At 71.5% G+C, this 18,242-nt stretch carries 20 protein-coding genes; 13 read left to right on the top strand and 7 right to left on the bottom strand.

Features of this window, described 5'->3' with window-relative positions:
• The first annotated feature begins 61 nt into the window (after positions 1–61).
• Complete coding sequence (locus tag ABD268_RS08405) at positions 62–442, top strand: hypothetical protein (protein WP_344150023.1); 381 nt, start codon at positions 62–64, stop codon at positions 440–442.
• On the opposite strand, the gene ABD268_RS08410 is transcribed toward ABD268_RS08405, so the two are convergent.
• A complete protein-coding gene (locus ABD268_RS08410) occupies positions 418–1,161 on the bottom strand; it encodes a response regulator (RefSeq protein ID WP_344150024.1) in 744 nt (247 codons plus the stop codon). The two genes, ABD268_RS08405 and ABD268_RS08410, sit on opposite strands and share 25 nt — an antisense overlap.
• Positions 1,162–1,307: 146 nt before the next feature.
• Here ABD268_RS08410 and ABD268_RS08415 point away from each other — a divergent pair, with 146 nt between their 5' ends.
• The 3 genes from ABD268_RS08415 to ABD268_RS08425 all read left to right on the top strand — a co-directional run bounded on the left by ABD268_RS08415 (position 1,308) and on the right by ABD268_RS08425 (position 3,691).
• Positions 1,308–2,039, top strand: coding sequence for a hypothetical protein (locus ABD268_RS08415; protein ID WP_344150026.1), 732 nt, complete (start codon positions 1,308–1,310; stop codon positions 2,037–2,039).
• A 71-nt stretch (positions 2,040–2,110) separates the two neighbouring features.
• The gene (locus ABD268_RS08420) at positions 2,111–2,644 is read left to right on the top strand and encodes a COG4315 family predicted lipoprotein (RefSeq protein WP_344150028.1); all 534 of its coding nucleotides are present in this window, start codon (positions 2,111–2,113) and stop codon (positions 2,642–2,644) included.
• Positions 2,645–2,710: 66 nt separating this feature from the next.
• Positions 2,711–3,691 (top strand): patatin-like phospholipase family protein, encoded by a 981-nt coding sequence (locus ABD268_RS08425; RefSeq protein ID WP_344150030.1) that lies wholly within the window; start codon positions 2,711–2,713, stop codon positions 3,689–3,691.
• A 28-nt stretch (positions 3,692–3,719) separates the two neighbouring features.
• On the opposite strand, the gene ABD268_RS08430 is transcribed toward ABD268_RS08425, so the two are convergent.
• Positions 3,720–4,724, bottom strand: a complete 1,005-nt coding sequence (locus ABD268_RS08430; RefSeq protein ID WP_344150032.1) for a 5'-3' exonuclease — start codon at positions 4,722–4,724, stop codon at positions 3,720–3,722.
• Between the two features lie 46 nt (positions 4,725–4,770).
• Complete coding sequence (locus ABD268_RS08435) at positions 4,771–5,043, bottom strand: DUF7218 family protein (RefSeq protein ID WP_344150034.1); 273 nt, start codon at positions 5,041–5,043, stop codon at positions 4,771–4,773.
• Between the two features lie 192 nt (positions 5,044–5,235).
• Between ABD268_RS08435 and ABD268_RS08440 the strand changes: the two genes are divergently transcribed.
• Positions 5,236–6,294 (top strand): medium chain dehydrogenase/reductase family protein, encoded by a 1,059-nt coding sequence (locus ABD268_RS08440; RefSeq protein ID WP_344150036.1) that lies wholly within the window; start codon positions 5,236–5,238, stop codon positions 6,292–6,294.
• Between the two features lie 33 nt (positions 6,295–6,327).
• A complete protein-coding gene (locus ABD268_RS08445; protein WP_344150038.1) occupies positions 6,328–8,157 on the top strand; it encodes a glycoside hydrolase family 15 protein in 1,830 nt (609 codons plus the stop codon).
• A gap of 26 nt (positions 8,158–8,183) precedes the next feature.
• Here the strand turns inward: ABD268_RS08445 and lepB are convergent, their stop codons facing one another.
• Complete coding sequence (lepB, locus tag ABD268_RS08450) at positions 8,184–8,864, bottom strand: signal peptidase I (protein WP_344150040.1); 681 nt, start codon at positions 8,862–8,864, stop codon at positions 8,184–8,186.
• 309 nt (positions 8,865–9,173) lie between these two features.
• On the opposite strand from lepB, the gene ABD268_RS08455 reads away from it, so the two are divergent.
• Both ABD268_RS08455 and katG read left to right on the top strand, forming a co-directional pair.
• Entirely contained in the window at positions 9,174–9,578 is a 405-nt protein-coding gene (locus ABD268_RS08455; protein WP_344150667.1) for a Fur family transcriptional regulator, read from the top strand.
• Between the two features lie 37 nt (positions 9,579–9,615).
• Entirely contained in the window at positions 9,616–11,769 is a 2,154-nt protein-coding gene (katG, locus tag ABD268_RS08460; protein WP_344150042.1) for a catalase/peroxidase HPI, read from the top strand.
• A gap of 113 nt (positions 11,770–11,882) precedes the next feature.
• Here katG and ABD268_RS08465 read toward each other — a convergent pair whose 3' ends face one another.
• The 3 genes from ABD268_RS08465 to ABD268_RS08475 all read right to left on the bottom strand — a co-directional run bounded on the left by ABD268_RS08465 (position 11,883) and on the right by ABD268_RS08475 (position 14,815).
• Positions 11,883–13,091 (bottom strand): NAD(P)/FAD-dependent oxidoreductase, encoded by a 1,209-nt coding sequence (locus ABD268_RS08465; protein WP_344150044.1) that lies wholly within the window; start codon positions 13,089–13,091, stop codon positions 11,883–11,885.
• A 112-nt stretch (positions 13,092–13,203) separates the two neighbouring features.
• Positions 13,204–13,332, bottom strand: coding sequence for a hypothetical protein (locus ABD268_RS08470; RefSeq protein WP_344150046.1), 129 nt, complete (start codon positions 13,330–13,332; stop codon positions 13,204–13,206).
• Between the two features lie 85 nt (positions 13,333–13,417).
• Positions 13,418–14,815, bottom strand: a complete 1,398-nt coding sequence (locus tag ABD268_RS08475; RefSeq protein ID WP_344150048.1) for a rhodanese-like domain-containing protein — start codon at positions 14,813–14,815, stop codon at positions 13,418–13,420.
• Between the two features lie 174 nt (positions 14,816–14,989).
• Here ABD268_RS08475 and ABD268_RS08480 point away from each other — a divergent pair, with 174 nt between their 5' ends.
• From ABD268_RS08480 to ABD268_RS08500, 5 genes are all read left to right on the top strand, one after another.
• On the top strand, positions 14,990–15,943 hold the full coding sequence (locus ABD268_RS08480) for a DMT family transporter (protein ID WP_344150050.1): 954 nt from the start codon (positions 14,990–14,992) through the stop codon (positions 15,941–15,943).
• Positions 15,944–15,980: 37 nt separating this feature from the next.
• Positions 15,981–16,199: a hypothetical protein gene (locus ABD268_RS08485; protein ID WP_344150052.1), complete on the top strand. Its 219-nt coding sequence runs from the start codon at positions 15,981–15,983 to the stop codon at positions 16,197–16,199.
• Between the two features lie 154 nt (positions 16,200–16,353).
• Positions 16,354–16,566 carry a hypothetical protein gene (locus ABD268_RS08490; protein WP_344150054.1) on the top strand — a complete coding sequence of 71 codons (213 nt, stop codon included), beginning with the start codon at positions 16,354–16,356 and terminating at the stop codon, positions 16,564–16,566.
• A gap of 123 nt (positions 16,567–16,689) precedes the next feature.
• A complete protein-coding gene (ctlX, locus tag ABD268_RS08495) occupies positions 16,690–17,715 on the top strand; it encodes a citrulline utilization hydrolase CtlX (protein ID WP_344150056.1) in 1,026 nt (341 codons plus the stop codon).
• A 39-nt stretch (positions 17,716–17,754) separates the two neighbouring features.
• Positions 17,755–18,219, top strand: coding sequence for an NADPH-dependent FMN reductase (locus tag ABD268_RS08500; RefSeq protein ID WP_344150058.1), 465 nt, complete (start codon positions 17,755–17,757; stop codon positions 18,217–18,219).
• Positions 18,220–18,242: the final 23 nt, after the last annotated feature.

Consider the following 18,242-nt stretch of genomic DNA (forward strand, 5'->3'; position numbering starts at 1 on the left):
TCTCCTTGAGTTGGTCGCGGCACGCTGGACGAGCCACGTGAGTCCCGTTCCAGGAGTTCCCATGCCCGATGCCGCCACCTTCGACGAGGCGGCGCTGCGTCGGATGTCTCGTGAGGTCGACGACCGGGCGTTCGCGTGGCTCTTCGCCAGCCGCTACCGCCAGATGCTGATCGGCCGGGTCGCCCGCGTCACCACCGCCCTGCAGCAGCTGGACCTGGAGGCCGCCCTCGACGCTGCGCTGAGCCTCAAGGTGTCCTCGCTCATCGTCGGGACCTGCGAGCTCGCGGACCTCGCGAGGAAGGTGGAGGTCGAGGTGCGTCTCCAGGACGTCACGGCGGCCCGGCTCTCGGCATCCCAGCTGTGGCCCGCCGCGGTGCGCGCGGACCGGGCGCTCGGCGACTACCTCGCCGGGTCGGGTCAGCCGACCTGTTCCATCCGGTAGCCCACGCCGCGCACCGTGCGGATGAGGCGGGGTGCGCCCCGTCCCTCGCCGAGCTTGCGGCGCAGGTTCCCGATGTGCACCTCGACCAGGTGGGTGTCCGTGGCCCACTCGGTGTCCCAGACCGAACGCAGCAGCGCCTCCCGGGTCCAGACCCGGGCCGGCGTACGCATCAGCTCGGTCAGCAGGTCGAACTCGGTGCGGGTCAGGGCGACCTCGGTGTCGTCGAGGAACGCGCGCCGGCCGTCGACGTCGACCGTGATCGCCCCGTGCCTCAGCACCTCGTGGCCGGGGGCCGGCGGCGCGGTCGGGGGTGCCGGGACCGGGGAACCGGGGCCGCGCCGGGGGCGCCGGAACATCGCGTTCACGCGGGCGTTGAGCTCGCGCGGGCTGAACGGCTTGGACAGGTAGTCGTCCGCGCCGGTCTCCAGCCCGATCAGCTTCTCCACCTCGTCGTCGCGCGCGGTGATCATGACGACGTAGGCGTCGCTGATCTCGCGGATCCGGCGACAGGCCTCGATGCCGTCGATCCCGGGCAGCCCGAGGTCGAGGGTGACCAGGTCCGGGTCGTGGTCGCGGACCGCGTCGACCCCGGCGGTGCCGGAGCCGGCGGTCAGCACGTGGAAGCCCTGGGTGCTGAGGATGAACTCGATGAGGGAGCGCATGTCCTCGTCGTCCTCGACGACCAGGGCCACCCTGGAGTCTTCCGAGGCCGTGGGCATGTGCAGATGATGCCAGAGCGGATCGGGTTTCTCGGTCGGTTGCGGGTCCGCGTCAGACCACTGATTTCTCCGCGCCTCCCCGCCTGCGGGGTTCAGCCGGGCTTCAGCGCCCGCCGGACATGATCGGCAGGACCGAGAGGAACGTCATGAAGCCCATCAGCATCGCCGCCCTGTGCACCTGCGCCGCGCTCACCGGAGCGCTGGTCGCCGCGACCCTGCCGGCCGAGGGGGCCGGCCGCACCCAGGCACGCCCCGGGATCGACCCGGCCGCGTTCGCTGACCCCGTCGCCAACCCCTACTTCCCGCTCCGGCCCGGCACCGTGACCCGGCTGCGGGGCACCGACGAGGGGGAGAAGTACCGCGAGAAGGTCCGGGTCACCCACCACACGAAGCAGATCGAGGGGGTGCGGACGCGGGTGGTGCTCGACGTGGTCCGCCGGGCCGACGGCAGCCTCGCCGAGAAGACCCACGACTGGTACGCCGGTGACCGGGACGGCAACGTCTGGTACTTCGGCGAGCGCACCGCGACGTACGACGAGCGCGGCCACGTCGAGAGCCGCGAAGGTTCCTGGGAGGCCGGTGTCGACGGGGCGCGGGCCGGACTGGTCATGCCCGCTGACCCGCGCCCGACCGACGCCTACCGCCAGGAGCTGTACCGGGGCCATGCCGAGGACCAGGCGTGGTTGGTCCAGAACCGGGCCACCGTCCGGACGCCGTACCGACTGTTCCGGCACGCGGTGCGGAGCCTGGAGTGGACGCGGCTGGAGCCCGGGGTGGTGTCGGTGAAGTTCTACGCCCGCGGCGTCGGCATCGTCCGCGAGAAGGACCTCGCCGGTGGCAGCGAGGTGTTCGAGGTGGTGGCGGTGCACCATCCCTGAGGCGACGCGTTGAACGATGCGACGCCCGGCTGCGTGACATGGGTGCGGGGATCAACGAAAAGGAGAGCACGATGCGCACCCATTCGTCGTCCACCGCCCTGGCCGGGCTGGCCGGGGCAGGACTGCTGCTGCTCGCCGCCTGTGGCTCCGGTGGCAGCGGCTACGGGGGGAGCTCCTCCTCGTCGTCGAGCGGACAGAGCCCGACGTCGTCCGGCGCGGTCGCGGTCGGGACCACGGCCTTCGGGAAGGTCCTCGTCGACCCCCAGCAGATGACCCTCTACGCCTTCGCGAACGACACCCGGGGGCACTCCGCCTGCAGCGGATCCTGCGCGACGTACTGGCCGCCGGTGCCGGGCTCGGACGTGCCGAAGCAGAGCCTGGCGTCGATCAGCGCGACGTTCGGCACGATCAAGCGCGCGGACGGCTCCTCCCAGCTCACGGTCGACGGCTACCCGATGTACACCTACGCGGGTGACGGCTCGCCTGGCCAGGCGAACGGCCAGGGCAAGGACCTGTCCGGCGGCCTGTGGTGGATCGTCGCGCCGGACGGTTCGTGGGTGAAGGACACCAGCGGAGCGTCGTCGGGCACGCGTGGTGGCTACTGACCCCTCGGGGAGCAAAGGGGAGGGGGGCCCTGTCGCCGACCCGTGTCGAGGGGCCATCCTTGCCCCATGAGCACAGTGGGGCTCGTCCTGGGAGCCGGCGGCGTCGTCGGCCAGGCGTACCACGCGGGCGTGCTCGCGGCACTGGAGCACGACTGCGGCTGGGACCCCCGGACCGCGGACGTCGTCGTCGGCACGTCCGCGGGCTCGATCACCGGGACGCTGCTGCGGGTCGGGGTCCCGGCCTCGGAGCTCGCCGCGTGGGTGGTCCAGGCTCCGCTTTCCGACGAGGGCATGGTCCTGCAGGACATGCTGGGCAGCGAGATCCCGGTGTTCGAGCCCTTCCGGGTGCTGCCCATCCTGCGCCGGCTGCCCGATCCACCGGGCCGGGAGATGCTGCAGCGCGCGGTCATCCGCCCGTGGAGCTTCCGGCCCATGGCGGCGGCGCTCGCGCTGCTGGCCCCCGGACGCTTCGACATCGCCGAGCAGCTCGGGATGCTCCGCGAGGTGGAGGGGAAGTCCTGGCCCGAGAAGGACCTGTGGATCTGCGCCGTACGCCGTCGCGACGGCCGGCGGGTCGTGTTCGGCCGGCCGGGGAGCCCGGCTGCCCCGCTGCACCTGGCGATCGCGGCCTCGTGCGCGGTGCCCGGCTACTTCGCCCCGGTGACGATCGACGAGCACACCTACGTCGACGGCGGCGCCCACTCACCGACGAACGCCGCGATCCTGCGTGAGAAGGCCCTCGACCTCGTGATCGTGGTCTCCCCGATGTCCGGCCCGGCGAACCTGCCGACGGACCTCTACAGCCTCTCGCGGGGGCACGCCGCGCGGGTGGCCCGACGCGAGGCCAGGGCGCTGCGGGACAGCGGAACCGCCGTCATCGTGTTCAGGCCGGGGCGGGCGGAGCTGCAGGCGATGGGCAACGACTTCATGGCACGAGACCGGGTGGACCAGATCGTGCAGGAGTCGTTCCTGGGAGCCGGCTCCTACGCCGCGCAGCCGGAGATGCGCGCGCTGCTGACGCACTTCGGGCTGCAGCGTCGCCCCTGAGCGCGCACTCCTGGCCCTTGTCCTGTCCTCACCGGGTCGAGGCGGGCGGCTCGGTGAGGACCCGGAGCGCCAGCTGCGTGGTGGTCGGGACGCCGAGGTGGCCGACGACCCGCGTGACCCGGTCGGCGTCGAGCGGGAGCAGCCCGGGGGTGCCGGGGACCTCGGGGGTCAGCCCCAGGTCCAGATCGGTGCGCCCGGACATGATCGACAGGTTGAAGTCGTAGCGCTCCCTGGCGCCCGGGGCCGTGAGCCTCTTCAGCATGCCGGCGCCGATGCGGCGCAGCCCGGTCTCCTCGCAGTAGGAGTCGAGGGTGGCGACCAGGTTCGCGCCGGCGCAGTGGTCGATGTCGGCCCAGACGGCCTGCATCGAGCCCATCTGGGACAGCAGGATCGGCGCGGTCTTCTCACCGATCCCGGGGACCCCCGGCAGGTTGTCGCTGGCATCACCGCGGAGGGCGGCGAAGTCGAGGTAGTGCTCGGCCGCGATGCCGTACAGCGCATGGAGCCGCGCGGGGTTGAGCAGCGGTGACCCGGAGATCCCGCCGTTGACGAGGCGCAGGACCTGGGTGCTGGCGCTGATGTGTGCGAAGGAGTCGCGGTCGGAGGTGATCAGGACGCAGCTCCAGCCGGATCGCTCCGCCCACGCCGCCGCGGAGGCGTTGACGTCGTCGGCCTCCAGGCCGGCTGGGGTGAGGGTGTTGAACCCCAGGGCGTCCAGGAGGGCGCCGGCGCGCTCCAGCTGGTCGACCAGGGCGGGATCCTTCTCGGCACGTCCGGCCTTGTACCCGGGGTAGGCCTCGGTGCGCACCGACGAGGTCCGGTCGTCGAGCCCGAAGACCACCGCGTCGGGGGCGAACTGGTCGATCGCCTCCAGGATCTGGCGCAGCATCCCGTGCAGCGCCCACGCCGGACGACCGCCGAGGTCCCGGAGGTCGCTCTCGACGCGGGCGTGGTGGTTGCGATGGAGCAACGAGGGGGCGTCCACGGCGAGCAGCAGGCGGCGCTCGGCGGTGGGGTGTCCAGGAGTGTGCATGAGGTGCCGGACACCCTACGGGTCGGCCGCCCGCCGCCGGGGAGGGTCAGTGGTCGCGGAGCGCCTCGACGAGCTCCGACTTGTCCATGGACGAGCGGCCCTCGATGCCGATCTCGCCCGCCCGGTCACGCAGCTCCTCGACCGTCCACTTCTCGTACGGCGGCGACTGGCCGCCGCTGCGGCTCACCTGGGTGCGGGACCTGTTGGCCGCCGAGTTGGCGATCCGGGCGGACTTCTCCTTGCTCTCGCCCTCGTCGCGGAGCTTCTCGTAGAGCTCCTCGTCCTTGATCCCGGGCCCCGGCTGCTTTCCTGCTGGCATGAGTGCTCCCTTCCGCGGTCGCGTGTCGACGGGTCCGGCCCCTCGCGCGGGCCTTCACCTGGCGGGTACCCGGTGCCCCGCCCCGGCATGCCGCCCTGCCCCGACCGGGCGTGACCGACCTCCGGCGAGAGACCCTTCCGGAAGGGGTCGAACGGCCGTAGCGGGACGCTCTGGCCGGCGTAGGTTCGAGGTATGAAGCGTGTGGTCGTCGACCACTACGGTGGGCCCGAGGTCCTTCAGGTGGTGGAGGAGGAGGCTCCTCGACCGGGTCCGGGGGAGGTCCGGGTCAGGGTGCTGGCCTCCGGTGTCTCGTTCACCGACGCGCTCATCCGCGCCGGCACGTACCTCGGTGGTCCGAAGCCCCCGTTCACGCCGGGCTACGAGCTCGTGGGCATCGTCGAGGAGCTGGGTCCGGGCTGCCGGAGGCTCCGGGTGGGCGACCGTGTCGGAGCGCTCACGGTGTGGGGCGCCAACGCCGAGCGCGTCTGTGTGCCGGAGAAGTACGCCGTGGCGGTGCCAGACGACCTGGATCCGGCCGAGGTGGTGAGCCTGGTCTTCCCCTACATGACCGCCTACCAGATGCTGCACCGCGCGGCGCGGGTGGAACGGGGCGAGACGGTGCTCATGCACGGGGCCGCCGGTCGGGTGGGCACCGCTGTGCTCGAGCTGGGCGCCCTGGCCGGGCTGCGCATGTTCGGGACCGCATCCGCAGGCGACCTGGCCGCGGTGGAGCGGCTCGGTGCCGTGGCGATCGACTACCGCAACGAGGACTTCGTCAGTCGGGTCCGGCAGCTCACGGACGGTGGCGTGGACGTCGTGCTCGACGGGATCGGCGGCCTGGTCTCGCTCCGCTCGTTCCGCGCGCTGAGGCGCGGGAACCCGGTGACCGGGGACCCCGGTGGCCGCCTCGTCATGATGGGCAACTACGCCACGCTCGCCCAGGGTCACAAGAGCTGGCGAGGGTGGCTCGAGTGGTATCCCGCGACGGCCGTGACCGCGGCCTGGGGGCTGCTCTCGCCGCGCCGAAGGGCCCTGGGCTACCGGGTCCAAAAGCTGCGCATCGACCACCAGGACTGGTTCGAGCAGGACTTCGCGCAGCTGCTCGAGTACCTGCGTCGTGGCGAGATCCACCCCGTCGTGGCCGAGCGCCTGCCGCTGGCCGAGGTCCGTCACGCTCACGAGCTGCTCGAGCAGACCGCGGCGACCGGGAAGCTGGTGCTCGTGCCGGAGCGTGGCGAGGGGACCGGTTGATGACCCGCCACCGCACGCCGACCGGGTGAGCTCGTGGCCGGCCGCCGGGGGTGGTCGTCCGGGTCGCGCTACCTGCCCATCGCCGAGCACGGGTTGATCGGCGACCTGCACACGGTCGCGCTGGTGGGGACCGACGGGACGATCGACTGGTACTGCTGCCCCCGCTTCGACTCACCCAGCGTCTTCGCGGCCATCCTGGACGCCGACCGCGGCGGGCGGTTCCGGATCGCACCCGACCACGACGGCTGGAGCTCCCGGCAGCTCTACCTGCCGGACACCAACGTCCTCATCACGCGCTTCCTCATGCCCCAGGGCGTGGGGGAGGTGCAGGACTTCATGCCGCCGGCGAGCGGCCGGGCGGCGCACCGCCACCGGATCGTCCGCCGGGTGGTCGCCGTGCGCGGGCAGCTGCGGTTCCTCGTCGAGGTGGCGCCCCGCTTCGACTACGCGCGGGGCCGTCACGAGGTGGCGCTGACCGACCACGGTGCGGTCTTCCGGTCCTCGGACCTGGTGCTCAGCCTCTCGGCGTCGCGCCCGCTCGAGATCGTCGACGGCCGCGACGTCGGTGCGCGCGTCGAGCTCCGGGCCGGTGAGGCGGCCACCTATGTGCTCGACCGCGTGGAGCCGGGCGAGGCGCCGCCGGCGTGCTCCGATGCCGATGTCGAGGACGAGTTCGTGACCACCGTGGCGTTCTGGCGGAGCTGGATCCGGCGCTCGAGCTACAGCGGGCGCTGGCGAGAAATGGTCGACCGCTCCGCGCTCACCCTGAAGCTGCTCACCTACGCCCCCACCGGCGCGATCGTGGCCGCGCCCACCACCAGCCTCCCGGAGGAGCTCGGCGGAGTGCGCAACTGGGACTACCGCTACACGTGGATGCGCGACGCCGCCTTCTCGCTCTACGCGCTGCTGAGGCTGGGCTTCGACGAGGAGGCGGGCGCGTTCATGCAGTGGCTCGAGGGGCGCTTCCGCCACGCGACCGGCCGTGACTCGGGCCCCCTGCAGATCATGTACGGCGTCGACGGGCGGGAGGACCTCGCCGAGCAGGAGCTGCCGCACCTCGAGGGCTACCGGGGCTCGGCCCCGGTGCGGATCGGCAACGGGGCTGCCCACCAGCTCCAGCTCGACATCTACGGCGAGCTGATGGACGCGGTCTATCTCTGCAACAAGTACGGGCGGCCGCTGTACCACGACGGCTGGATGGAGCTCACGCGCAACCTCGAGTGGCTGATGGACCACTGGGACCAGCCCGACGAGGGGATCTGGGAGACGCGCGGCGGCCGCCGGGACTACACGTACTCGCGGCTGATGAGCTGGGTGGCGGTCGAACGTGCGGTCCGGGTCGCGCTGCAGCGCGGTCTGCCCGCCGACGTGCTCCACTGGATGGCGGTCCGGGACGCCATCTACAACCAGATCATCGAGCGTGGCTGGAACCCCACCCGCCGGGCCTTCGTCCAGCACTACGACAGCGACGTGCTCGACGCCTCCCTGCTGCTCATGCCCCTGTGCAAGTTCATCGCGCCCACCGACCCGCGGTGGCTCTCCACCCTCGATGCCATCACCGAGGAGCTGGTCTCCGACAGTCTCGTCCGCCGCTACGACGCGGACGCGTCGCCCGACGGCCTGACGGGCACGGAGGCGACGTTCTCGATGTGCTCGTTCTGGTGGGTGGAGGCGCTCGCCCGCGCCGGCCGGCTCGACGAGGCCCGGCTGGCGTTCGAGAAGATGCTCACCTACGCCAACCACGTCGGGCTCTACTCGGAGGAGATAGGGCCGACCGGCGAGCAGCTCGGCAACTTCCCGCAGGCCTTCACCCACCTGGCGCTGATCAGCGCCGCCTACGACCTGGACCGGCGGCTGGGGTGAGTGGGCGGCGTTTCCGACCGACGCGGTCAGCGATCCGGGACCGACGCGAAGTCCGCGGGGCGGTGCAGCAAGGTGATCCGGTGGCCCGGCCAGATCCGTGCGACGACCCTGCCGACCACCAGGTCGCTGTCGACGTACTCGCCGCCGGGCACGCACCCGGCATCGGCGTCGGGACACAGGTGCACGGTGGAGTCCGCAGAGTGGTTCCGGTTGTCGCCCATCACGAAGACGTGTCCCTCGGGGACCGGCCCCGCGCTCCACTGGCAGCTCTGGGTCATCGGGCCGTTGCACTCCGGCTGCGGCGTGATGTACCCGTCCTCGTCGAGGGGCGTTCCGTTGACCGCGATGCGTCCGGCCTCGTCACAGCACGTGATCACGTCGCCGGCGACGCCCACGACCCGCTTCACCAGGTGGCCGCCGGAGGGCCGCAGGCCGATCCGGGCCAGGCCCGAGGCGAGTGCGCCGTCGGGCGCGTCCACGTCCGTGGGATCGAGCCAGCCCCCGGGGTCGGCGAACACGACCACGTCGCCGCGTTGCGGAGTCCCGCCGAACCAGTACGACGGCTTCTCCACGAGGATGTGGTCGTTCCGGATGAGCCCGGGCTCCATCGACTCCGAGGGAATGTAGAAGACCTGGACGAACAGGGCCTTGAGCACGGTGGCGAGGACCAGCGACACGACCAGCAGCAGGGCGGTCCGGGTCCACATCGGGCGACCGCGGACGCGGGGCCCGGGCACACCGACGGGCTCTTCCGCGGCGACCGGATGTGCCGTCGGCTCGTTGCCTCGGGCGGTCTGGTCCACGCGGGTTCCCCGTCACTGTCAGCGAACCGACCCTCGGCTCTCGGCAGACCTGAGTCTCCCCGGCGGGGCGGGACCGGCGCGTCACCGAAAGGCGGGATTCGCACCCAGCGCGCGGCCAAGCGGGGCGGCAACGCACCGACCAGGGGTGATCTTGAACCATTCCAGAAATCGGACGATACTGCGGTCGTGCCCACCCCGTCGGACCTCGAGCGAATGCTGCGGGAGGCTGCCCTGCGCGTGACGCGTCCCCGGATCGCCGTGCTGGGCGCCGTGCACCGCCATCCCCATGCCGACACGGAGTCGATCATCGGCGCCGTGCGCGCGGACCTCGGTGTGGTCTCCCACCAGGCCGTCTACGACGTGCTGCGGGCGCTGACCACGGCGGGCCTGGTGCGGCGCATCCAGCCGTCCGGGGCCCTGGCGCGCTACGAGGCGCGCGTGGGGGACAACCACCACCACGTCGTCTGCCGGTCGTGTGGTGTGATCGCCGACGTCGACTGCGCCGTGGGCCATGCACCGTGCCTGACCGCTTGTGACGACTACGGCTTCGCCATCGACGAGGCCGAGGTCACCTACTGGGGCCTGTGCCCCAGCTGTGTCGTACCGACACCCCGGTAGCAGCCAGCCTCAACCAACGAGACAGGAGAAGGACCCCGTGTCCGAGAGTGAGAACCCGGTAATTCCGTCCCCCGAGCCGCAGGGGACGCACCGCCCGCGCAGCAACCAGGACTGGTGGCCCAACCGCCTGAACCTGCAAGTGCTGCACCAGCACTCGTCCCGTTCCAACCCGATGGACGAGGACTTCGACTACGCCGAGGCGTTCCAGAAGCTCGACGTCGAGGAGCTCAAGCGTGACGTCGCCGAGGTGATGCGGACCTCGCAGGACTGGTGGCCGGCCGACTTCGGCCACTACGGCCCGCTGTTCATCCGGATGAGCTGGCACCAGGCCGGCACCTACCGCATCGAGGACGGCCGCGGTGGCGGAGGCGACGGCAACCAGCGCTTCGCGCCGCTCAACAGCTGGCCGGACAACGCCAACCTCGACAAGGCCCGCCGGCTGCTGTGGCCGGTGAAGAAGAAGCACGGCAAGAAGATCTCGTGGGCCGACCTGCTGGTCCTCGCCGGCAACGTCGCCCTCGAGGACATGGGCTTCAAGACCTTCGGCTTCGGCTTCGGCCGCGACGACGTCTACGAGCCCGAGGAGATCTTCTGGGGCCCGGAGGACACCTGGCTGGGCGACGAGCGCTACAGCGGGGAGCGTGACCTCTCCAACCCGCTCGGCGCGGTCCAGATGGGCCTGATCTACGTCAACCCGGAGGGTCCGAACGGCGACCCCGACCCGCTCAAGGCGGCCCACGACATCCGCGAGACCTTCCGTCGGATGGCGATGAACGACGAGGAGACGGTCGCGCTGATCGCCGGCGGCCACTCCTTCGGCAAGACCCACGGTGCCGGCCCCGCCGACAACGTCGGCCCGGAGCCGGAGGGCGCCCCGCTCGAGGAGCAGGGCCTGGGGTGGAAGAGCACCTACGGCACGGGCAAGGGCGGCGACACCATCACCAGCGGCCTCGAGGTCACGTGGGTCAGCACCCCGACGAAGTGGGGCCACGAGTTCTTCCGGAACCTCTTCGGCTACGAGTGGGAGCTCGAGGAGAGCCCGGCCGGCGCCAAGCAGTGGGTCGCGAAGGACGCCGAGGCGACATTCCCCGGTCCGACCGCCGACTCGCCGAAGCGCAAGCCGACGATGCTCACCACTGACCTGTCGCTGCGCTTCGACCCGGCCTACGAGAAGGTCTCGCGCCGGTTCCTCGAGGACCCCGAGGCCTTCGCCCTCGCCTTTGCCAAGGCCTGGTACAAGCTGCTGCACCGCGACATGGGTCCGGTCTCGCGCTTCCTCGGCCCGTGGGTGCCCGAGGCCCAGCTGTGGCAGGACCCGGTCCCGGCGGTCGACCACGAGCTCGTGGGTGCGAGCGACATCGCGGACCTGAAGACGAAGGTCCTCGAGTCGGGCCTCTCGCCTGCCCAGCTGGTGGCGACCGCGTGGAAGTCGGCCTCGACCTTCCGGGGCACCGACAACCGCGGAGGCGCGAACGGCGCCCGCATACGGCTCGAGCCGCAGCGCGGCTGGGAGGCCAACGAGCCCGAGGAGCTCGCCCGGGTCCTCGAGGTCCTCGAGGGCATCCAGCAGGAGTTCAACGGCCGGGGCGGGGACACGCGGATCTCGCTCGCGGACCTGATCGTCCTGGCCGGCTCGGCGGCGGTCGAGCAGGCGGCGCGCAACGCCGGGGTCGAGGTCACCGTGCCGTTCCACCCCGGCCGCACCGACGCGAGCCAGGAGGACACCGACGTCGAGGCGTTCGCGGTCCTCGAGCCGCGCCATGACGGCTTCCGCAACTTCGGCCGCGCCGGCGACCGCGTGCCGGCCGAGGTGCGCATGCTCGACAAGGCCAACCTGCTCACGCTGACCGCCCCTGAGATGACGGTGCTGGTCGGTGGCCTCCGCGTGCTGGGCGCCAACCACGGTGGCTCCACCGACGGGGTCTTCACCGACCGGCCGGGCACGCTGACGAACGACTTCTTCGTCAACCTGCTCGAGCCCGCGACGTGGCAGCCCACCGACGAGGAGGCCACGGCGTTCCGGGCTGATGGCCGCACCGCCACCCGCGTCGACCTGGTCTTCGGCTCGAACTCCGAGCTGCGCGCGCTCGCGGAGGTCTACGCCGCGGACGACGCCCAGGAGAAGTTCGTCCGCGACTTCGTGGCCGCGTGGGTGAAGGTCATGGAGCTGGACCGGTTCGACGTCGCCTGACGTCCCCGGAAGATCGCGGAGCCCCCGGCGCACCAGGTGCGCCGGGGGCTTCGCGCTGTCCGGCCCGCAGCCCGACGACTCCCAGGGGCTGAGCCGCGGGTGGGGGGAGCGGCTCAGGCCCGGCCGGGCAGCATGAGGTTCCAGTAGAGCGCGGGGAGCCCGTACCGCTTCAGCAGCCACATGTCCTTGCGCTCCTTGGTGGTGTCGATCAGTGGGATCGTGGGGTGCGGCTGCATCGTGTAGTCGAACTCGGCGAGCAGCATCTTGTTGCGGGCGGTGGTGATGGGGCACGAGGAGTAGCCGTCGTACCCGGCCGGCAGGGTCTGCTCACCGGCCATGGCCGCCAGCAGGTTCGCCACGACGACCGGGGCCTGCTTGCGCACGGCCGCGCCGGTCTTGGAGTTCGGGGTGGACCCGGCGTCGCCGAGGGCGAACACCTCGGGGTAGCGCACGTGCCGCAGGGTGTGCTTGTCGACCTCGATGTAACCGGCCGGGTTGGCGGGGTCGGCCAGTGCCGACGCCTTGACCCAGTCCGGGGCGGACTGCGGGGGCACGACGTGCATGAAGTCGTAGTCCAGTGAGTGCGTGGTCCCTCCGCCATGGTCGGTCACCACGGCTCGCCGCCCCTGGGCATCGATCTCGACGACCTCGCTGTTGGTGTGCACGGTGATGCCGTAGCGGTCGACGACCCGCTCGAGCTCCTCGGCGAAGACCTTGACACCGAAGAGGCCCGGTGTCGGCAGCACGAGGTGGATGTCGATGTCGGCCAGCACGCCCTGGCGACGCCAGTGGTCGGCGGCGAGGTAGGCGATCTTCTGCGGTGCACCCGCGCACTTGATGAGGCCTCCTGGCTGCGTGAAGACCGCGGTCCCCGAGCGCAGGTTGCGGATCCGGTCCCAGGTCTTGGGCGCCAGCTCGTAGGCGTAGTTGCTGGACACGTCGGGCGTCTCGAGCGCCGCGCTCATGCCGGGCACCTTGTCCCAGTCCAGCTGGATCCCGGGAGCCATCACCAGGTAGTCGTAGTCGATCGAGGCACCGCTCGTGGTGGTGACCCGCTTGGCGTCGGGGTCGACCGCCGTGGCGGCGGCCCTGATCCAGGCCACGCCGGGAGGGACGACCGACGCCTCGGGTCGCGCGGACTCGCGGGCGCCGGCGCGGCCACCGCCGACGAGCGTCCACAACGGCTGGTAGTAGTGCGTGGTGGACGGCTCCAGCAGCCCGATGTCGGTGACACCGGCGCGGCGGAGCCGCGCCGCCACGGAGATGCCGGCGGCGCCTCCGCCGACGATCAGGACGCGGTGGTGGGTGAGGGGGTCGGTCATGGCGGGTTCCTTCCTGGGACTGGTCAGGTGCTGATGTCGCGGGGAGCGGGGTGGTCGGTACGGCGTAGCCGCACCCAGGTGAAGTGCTGGTCCACGCCGGCCGGGTCCACGGTCACCGGCCCGCGGAGTGTCCGGTGCACCACGACTCCGGGGGGACGCTGGCCTTGACGTCGGCGACGTGCTGGCCGCAGCCGTCCCAGGTGGTCCTGCCGCAGGCGGGGCAGGTGACGGGGAAGCACATGAGGGTCTCTCCTTGAGGCAATGTCGGCGGGTGCCGAGCTGGGTGGGGTGTTGCGGGTCGGTCCGTGGGCCGGTGTCGGCGACGGTCAGGACATGGCCAGGGGGAGACCGGCATCGGCGGCGTTGTCGAAGGAGTCGTCGATGGCCACCACGGGCACCGCGGCCGCATCGAGCAGCGACGCGGCGACCGAGGCGCGATAGCCGCCGGCGCAGTGCACCCAGACCTCGCCGGCCGGAAGCTCGCCGAGGCGGCGGGGGAGCTCGTGCAGGGGGATGTTGACCGCGCCCTCGATGGCAGCGGCATCGTGCTCGTCGATGCGTCGGACGTCGAGGACGGTGGCCTGCCGGTGGTGCCGCAGCTGGGCCAGGTCGGCGAAGGTCGCGGTCGGGAAGGAGGCCAGGTCGACCCCGGTGCCGGCCACCCAGTCCGCGGGCTTGCCGGTCGCGTGGGCTGCGGCGCGGTCGATGCCGATCCGGACGAGCTCGCGCTGGGCCTGGGCGACGTCGTCGGCGGTCTCGCCGAGCAGCGTCACGGGTGTGCCCCACTCGATGAGCCAGCCGAGGTAGGTGGCGAAACCGCCGTCGAGACCGAAGTTGAGGCTGCCCGGGACGTGTCCGGCGGCGAAGACCGTGCGGTTGCGCAGGTCGACGAGCCACTCTCCGGCCTCGATCCGCCGCCGGATCTCGCCGGGGTCGGCCTGCTCAGGGGTGGACAGGTCGGGCTCGGTCGGCCCGGCGGCGTTGGCCGGCCCCATATGGGCGTAGTAGGCGGGGTAGGCACCCAGGCCCGCGAGCAGGTCGCGGACGTAGGTCTCCTCGTCCTGGGTGAGCACGGGGTTGGAGCGCTTCTCCGCTCCGATGGTCGAGGAGCTGGCCTCGGACTGGGTGGCGGAGCAGAACGAGCCGAACCCGTGGGTCGGGTAGACCTCGGCGGAGTCGGGCAGCGTCTCGGCGAGCAGGTGCGCCGAGGCGTGCTGCAGGCGGACCAGCTCATCGGTGTGGTCGGCGCCCAGCAGGTCGGGGCGGCCGGTGGCGCCGTACAGCAGGGACCCGCCGGAGAAGACCGCGAGGGACTCGCCCGTGGCCCCGTCGGCGAGCGCGTAGGACAGGTGCGTGAACGTGTGCCCGGGAGTTGCCAGGGCGGTGACACGCATCCGCTCACCGATCTCGAACGTCTGCCCGCTGTGGACGGGCGTCCGCTCGTAGGAGACCTGGTCCTCGGCGTTGACCAGGTACGCCGCGCCGGTGCGCGCGGCGAGCGCGAGGCCTCCGGTGACGTAGTCGTTGTGGATGTGTGACTCGAAGACGTGCGTCAGGCGAACGCCGTGCTCCTCGAGCAGCGCGAGCACGCGGCCGATGTCGCGCTGCGGGTCGACGACGAAGGCGACCTCGCCGTCGTGCACGAGGTAGGAGCGATCGCCCAGTGACGCGGTCTCGATGGGGACCACGGAGATGTCGGTGCCGCTGCTGCGCTGGACGGTCATGTTCTCTCCCGCGTTGCTGTCGACTCGAATACCCCGGGGGGTACTTGTCACAGAAGAACCGTAACACCCCGGGGGGTATTCCGCCCGCGTGTGGTCATACGGGTGGGGGTATGTAGTCTCTGGTGGGGAAACACCCCGGGGGGTATGCCGCGAGGCTCGAGCGCAGGAGGCCATGTGACGACCCAGCTTGTCGCCGTCGGTGCGGCGGCCGCGTCGGCGGCGACGTTCGGCCTGTCCACGTCGCTGCAACACCTCGTCTCCAGCAGCGTGGAGGACCTGCGTCCGGACCGGCTGCTCGTCACGCTGGTGCGCACCCCCCTGTGGGTGCTGGGTGCCGCGCTCAGCGGCGCTGCCTTCGGCCTGCACGCCGTGGCGCTGTCCCGGGGGTCGCTGGTGCTCGTGCAGCCGGTGATCGTAACGGGCGTCGTGTTCGCCGTGCTCATCCGCTCTGCACTCGATCGCCGGGTTCCGACACGTGCGGAGGCTGGCTGGGCCCTCGTCACGTGGGCCGGCCTGGCTGCCTTCCTGGCCGCGACGGGGCCCTCGGCGCGAACCGCTCACGTGCCGAGCCATGCTCTGCCGACGGTGGCAGTGCTGCTCCTCGCGGCTGCGACGGGGGTGCTGGTCGCGCGCCGGCGTACCCCCGGCACCACCGGCAGGGGCATGTGGCTCGGCGCGGTCGCCGGCGTGCTGTACGGCCTGGTCGCGGTGCTGCTGAAGCTGGTGCTGACCACGCTCGACGAAAGTGGCTACGTGGCGACGCTGGTCACCTGGCCGATCTGGATCATGACGGCCGCCGGCCTGGCGGCGGTCGTGGTGAACCAGCGCGCCTACCAGTCCAGCCGCCTGTCGGTCTCCATGCCGGTGCTCAACATCGTGAACGTCCTGGTCGCCCTCGTGTTCGCCGCCGTCGTGCTGGGTGAGCTCCCCGAGATCACTCCCGGGGCCCTGGGGGTGCAGGCCGTCGGCCTGCTCGTCATCGGCCTCGGCGTCTTCCGGCTGGCCGGGCTCGAGGAGGACGCACAGGAGGTTCTTGCGCCCGACCGGGGCCGGCCGACTCGCCGCGAGGCTGTCGCCCGTGCGGGCCACCCCGGGGCCCGGGCGGGATGTTCCAGCCTCCCTTGGTGAGTACGCGACCCAGTCACTCCTCGCGACGGCTGTCGGGATGACGGTCCCCATGGCGGCCTGGATGCTCTACCGACGCATGGGCTGGAGGAACACCTCCGAGATGGCTGCGCTGATGGCGATCCCGGTGATCCCGTTCCTCTGCCTGGTCTGGTTCGACGTCACCGAGAGTGCCCAGTGTGGCCCCTACTGCGCGGTCACGATCGTCGGCATGCTCGCGCTGATGCTCTACCGCCGCCGCGAGTACTCATCGGGGTAGCCGGCGGGGTCCAGCGAGGGGGGCTGCCCGGCGGTGAACGCATGTGCGCCTCCGGGTCGAGCGGCCGTCGACGTGATGGGATGCCTTCTGTCACCGTGCGCGGTGCCAGCTCGCCTCGACCGTCGACGAGCACATCGCTGTAGGAGGACTCGAGATGGCCGGTACCGAGCGCACGCGCACCTGGCCGCTCTGGGTCTTCGGGTGCGCGTGGCCCGCCGCGTTCCTCGTCTGGGGTCTCGTCGCCAACGACGGGCCCCGGTGGGTCGACGTGGTGACCGTCATCCTGCTGGTCGGGCTCGTGGTCCTGACGCGGTGGCAGGCTCGCGGCCTGAAGAGGAAGGCGGCCGCTAGCCACCGGGCTCCCTGATGTCGGTGCCCGGGGGAGAGGTGGCGGTGAGTCGCGCCCGTGAGGGATCGGCTGCCGTGGAGCACCGGACCTCACGCACAGGGGCCTCCCAGAGCCGCACGGCCCATGTTCTACGCTCCCTTCGTGAGTGCGCAGGCCCCTTCCGCCGTCATCCTGATCCGTGCAGAACGATTCATCCCCAACCCCGCCACGGCCGCCGACAACGCGTTCCAGCGCGAGGTGCCGGTGGGGCAGCCCGAGGACTCGACACGGGCCTCGGCGCTGGCCGAGATGGACGCCGTCGCCCAGGCCCTCCGCGATGCCGGCGTCAGGGTCCACGTCTTCGACGACAAGGACCACACCCGCCCGGACAGCGTCTTCCCGAACAACTGGATCTCCACCCATGCCGGCGGCATGGTCGCGGTCTACCCGATGTACGCCTCCAACCGGCGCCACGAGCGCCGTGCCGACGTGCTGGAGATGCTCAAGTCCCAGTACCGGGTCCAGACCATCGTGGACTACTCCGGCCTCGAGCCCGACGGCATCTTCCTCGAGGGCACCGGTGCGATGGTGCTCGACCACGTGTCGCGGGTCGCCTACACGGCGCGCAGCTACCGTGCCGACACCCACGTCCTCGAGCGCTTCTGCACCGACTTCGGCTACGAGCCCATGGCCTTCGAGGCGGTCGACTCCGCGGGTGTGCCGGTCTACCACACCAACGTCATCGCCTGCATCGGCACGGAGGTCGCCCTGATCGCGCTGGAGATGATCCCCGACGAGTCCCGTCGGAGGCAGGTGCGTGAGCGCCTCACGGTCAACGGCCGCACGGTCGTCGAGCTGACGGAGGCACAGATCCGCGAGTTCGCCGGCAACGCCGTGGAGCTGTGCGGTCGTACGCCGGAGGGCCGGCGCCGCTACATCATGGCGATGTCCGCGCGCGCCCACCGCAGCCTGCGCCCGGAGCAGGTCGCGGCGATCGAGGAGTCCTGCGAGATCGTCTCCGTCGACATCCCCACCATCGAGCTGGCCGGTGGCTCGGTGCGCTGCATGATCGCCGGCGTCCACCTGGACCGCCGCCGGATCGACGTCGAGCCGGAGCTCACCGACGCCGTCCTGGCCATCAACGAGGACCACCCGGTCACCGCCGACGGGCGGTACGTCGACGCCTGAGTGCGCTGACCGACCGACCGCTGCCGGGGGTTCACCGAGGTGCCCATCGGCAAGCTGCCGCTCTACAGCCCGGACTTCGACAGCGACTACCCGCCGGAACCACGTGCGCTCAAAGAGGCGATCGCCGGCTCGGACGCGGTCCTCTTCGTCACCCCGGAGTACAACCGCTCGATCCCGGGGGCGTTGAAGAACGCCATCGACTGGGCCTCCCGGCCGTGGGGGAAGAACTCCTTCGACCACATGCCGGCGGCGGTGATCGGTGCGTCGCCCGGCCAGATCGGGACCGCCGTGGCGCAGCAGAGCCTGCGAGGGGTGCTGGGGTTCTGCAACGCCCGGCAGATGACCGCCCCCGAGGCCTACATCACCTTCAGGCCCGGCCTGTTCACCGACGACGGCGAGGTCACCGACCAGTCGACGGCCACGTTCCTGGCTGACTTCATGCAGGAGTTCCGCGACCACACCGCCCGGGTCCTCACGGTGCTGCCCCGGCCGGAACACTCCTGACGCCTTCCACTCGACGTCGAGTA

Source organism: Nocardioides koreensis, from assembly GCF_039531775.1.
GTDB classification, from domain to species: domain Bacteria; phylum Actinomycetota; class Actinomycetes; order Propionibacteriales; family Nocardioidaceae; genus Nocardioides; species Nocardioides koreensis.

Bases quoted from the DNA above. Each gene is read 5' to 3' on its own strand.
- ABD268_RS08405 (WP_344150023.1), top strand. From the start codon at position 62: ATGCCCGATGCCGCCACCTTCGACGAGGCGGCGCTGCGTCGGATGTCT.
- ABD268_RS08410 (WP_344150024.1), bottom strand. From the start codon at position 1,161: ATGCCCACGGCCTCGGAAGACTCCAGGGTGGCCCTGGTCGTCGAGGAC.
- ABD268_RS08415 (WP_344150026.1), top strand. From the start codon at position 1,308: ATGAAGCCCATCAGCATCGCCGCCCTGTGCACCTGCGCCGCGCTCACC.
- ABD268_RS08420 (WP_344150028.1), top strand. From the start codon at position 2,111: ATGCGCACCCATTCGTCGTCCACCGCCCTGGCCGGGCTGGCCGGGGCA.
- ABD268_RS08425 (WP_344150030.1), top strand. From the start codon at position 2,711: ATGAGCACAGTGGGGCTCGTCCTGGGAGCCGGCGGCGTCGTCGGCCAG.
- ABD268_RS08430 (WP_344150032.1), bottom strand. From the start codon at position 4,724: ATGCACACTCCTGGACACCCCACCGCCGAGCGCCGCCTGCTGCTCGCC.
- ABD268_RS08435 (WP_344150034.1), bottom strand. From the start codon at position 5,043: ATGCCAGCAGGAAAGCAGCCGGGGCCCGGGATCAAGGACGAGGAGCTC.
- ABD268_RS08440 (WP_344150036.1), top strand. From the start codon at position 5,236: ATGAAGCGTGTGGTCGTCGACCACTACGGTGGGCCCGAGGTCCTTCAG.
- lepB (WP_344150040.1), bottom strand. From the start codon at position 8,864: ATGTGGACCCGGACCGCCCTGCTGCTGGTCGTGTCGCTGGTCCTCGCC.
- ABD268_RS08455 (WP_344150667.1), top strand. From the start codon at position 9,174: ATGCTGCGGGAGGCTGCCCTGCGCGTGACGCGTCCCCGGATCGCCGTG.
- ABD268_RS08465 (WP_344150044.1), bottom strand. From the start codon at position 13,091: ATGACCGACCCCCTCACCCACCACCGCGTCCTGATCGTCGGCGGAGGC.
- ABD268_RS08470 (WP_344150046.1), bottom strand. From the start codon at position 13,332: ATGTGCTTCCCCGTCACCTGCCCCGCCTGCGGCAGGACCACCTGGGAC.
- ABD268_RS08475 (WP_344150048.1), bottom strand. From the start codon at position 14,815: ATGACCGTCCAGCGCAGCAGCGGCACCGACATCTCCGTGGTCCCCATC.
- ABD268_RS08485 (WP_344150052.1), top strand. From the start codon at position 15,981: ATGACGGTCCCCATGGCGGCCTGGATGCTCTACCGACGCATGGGCTGG.
- ABD268_RS08490 (WP_344150054.1), top strand. From the start codon at position 16,354: ATGGCCGGTACCGAGCGCACGCGCACCTGGCCGCTCTGGGTCTTCGGG.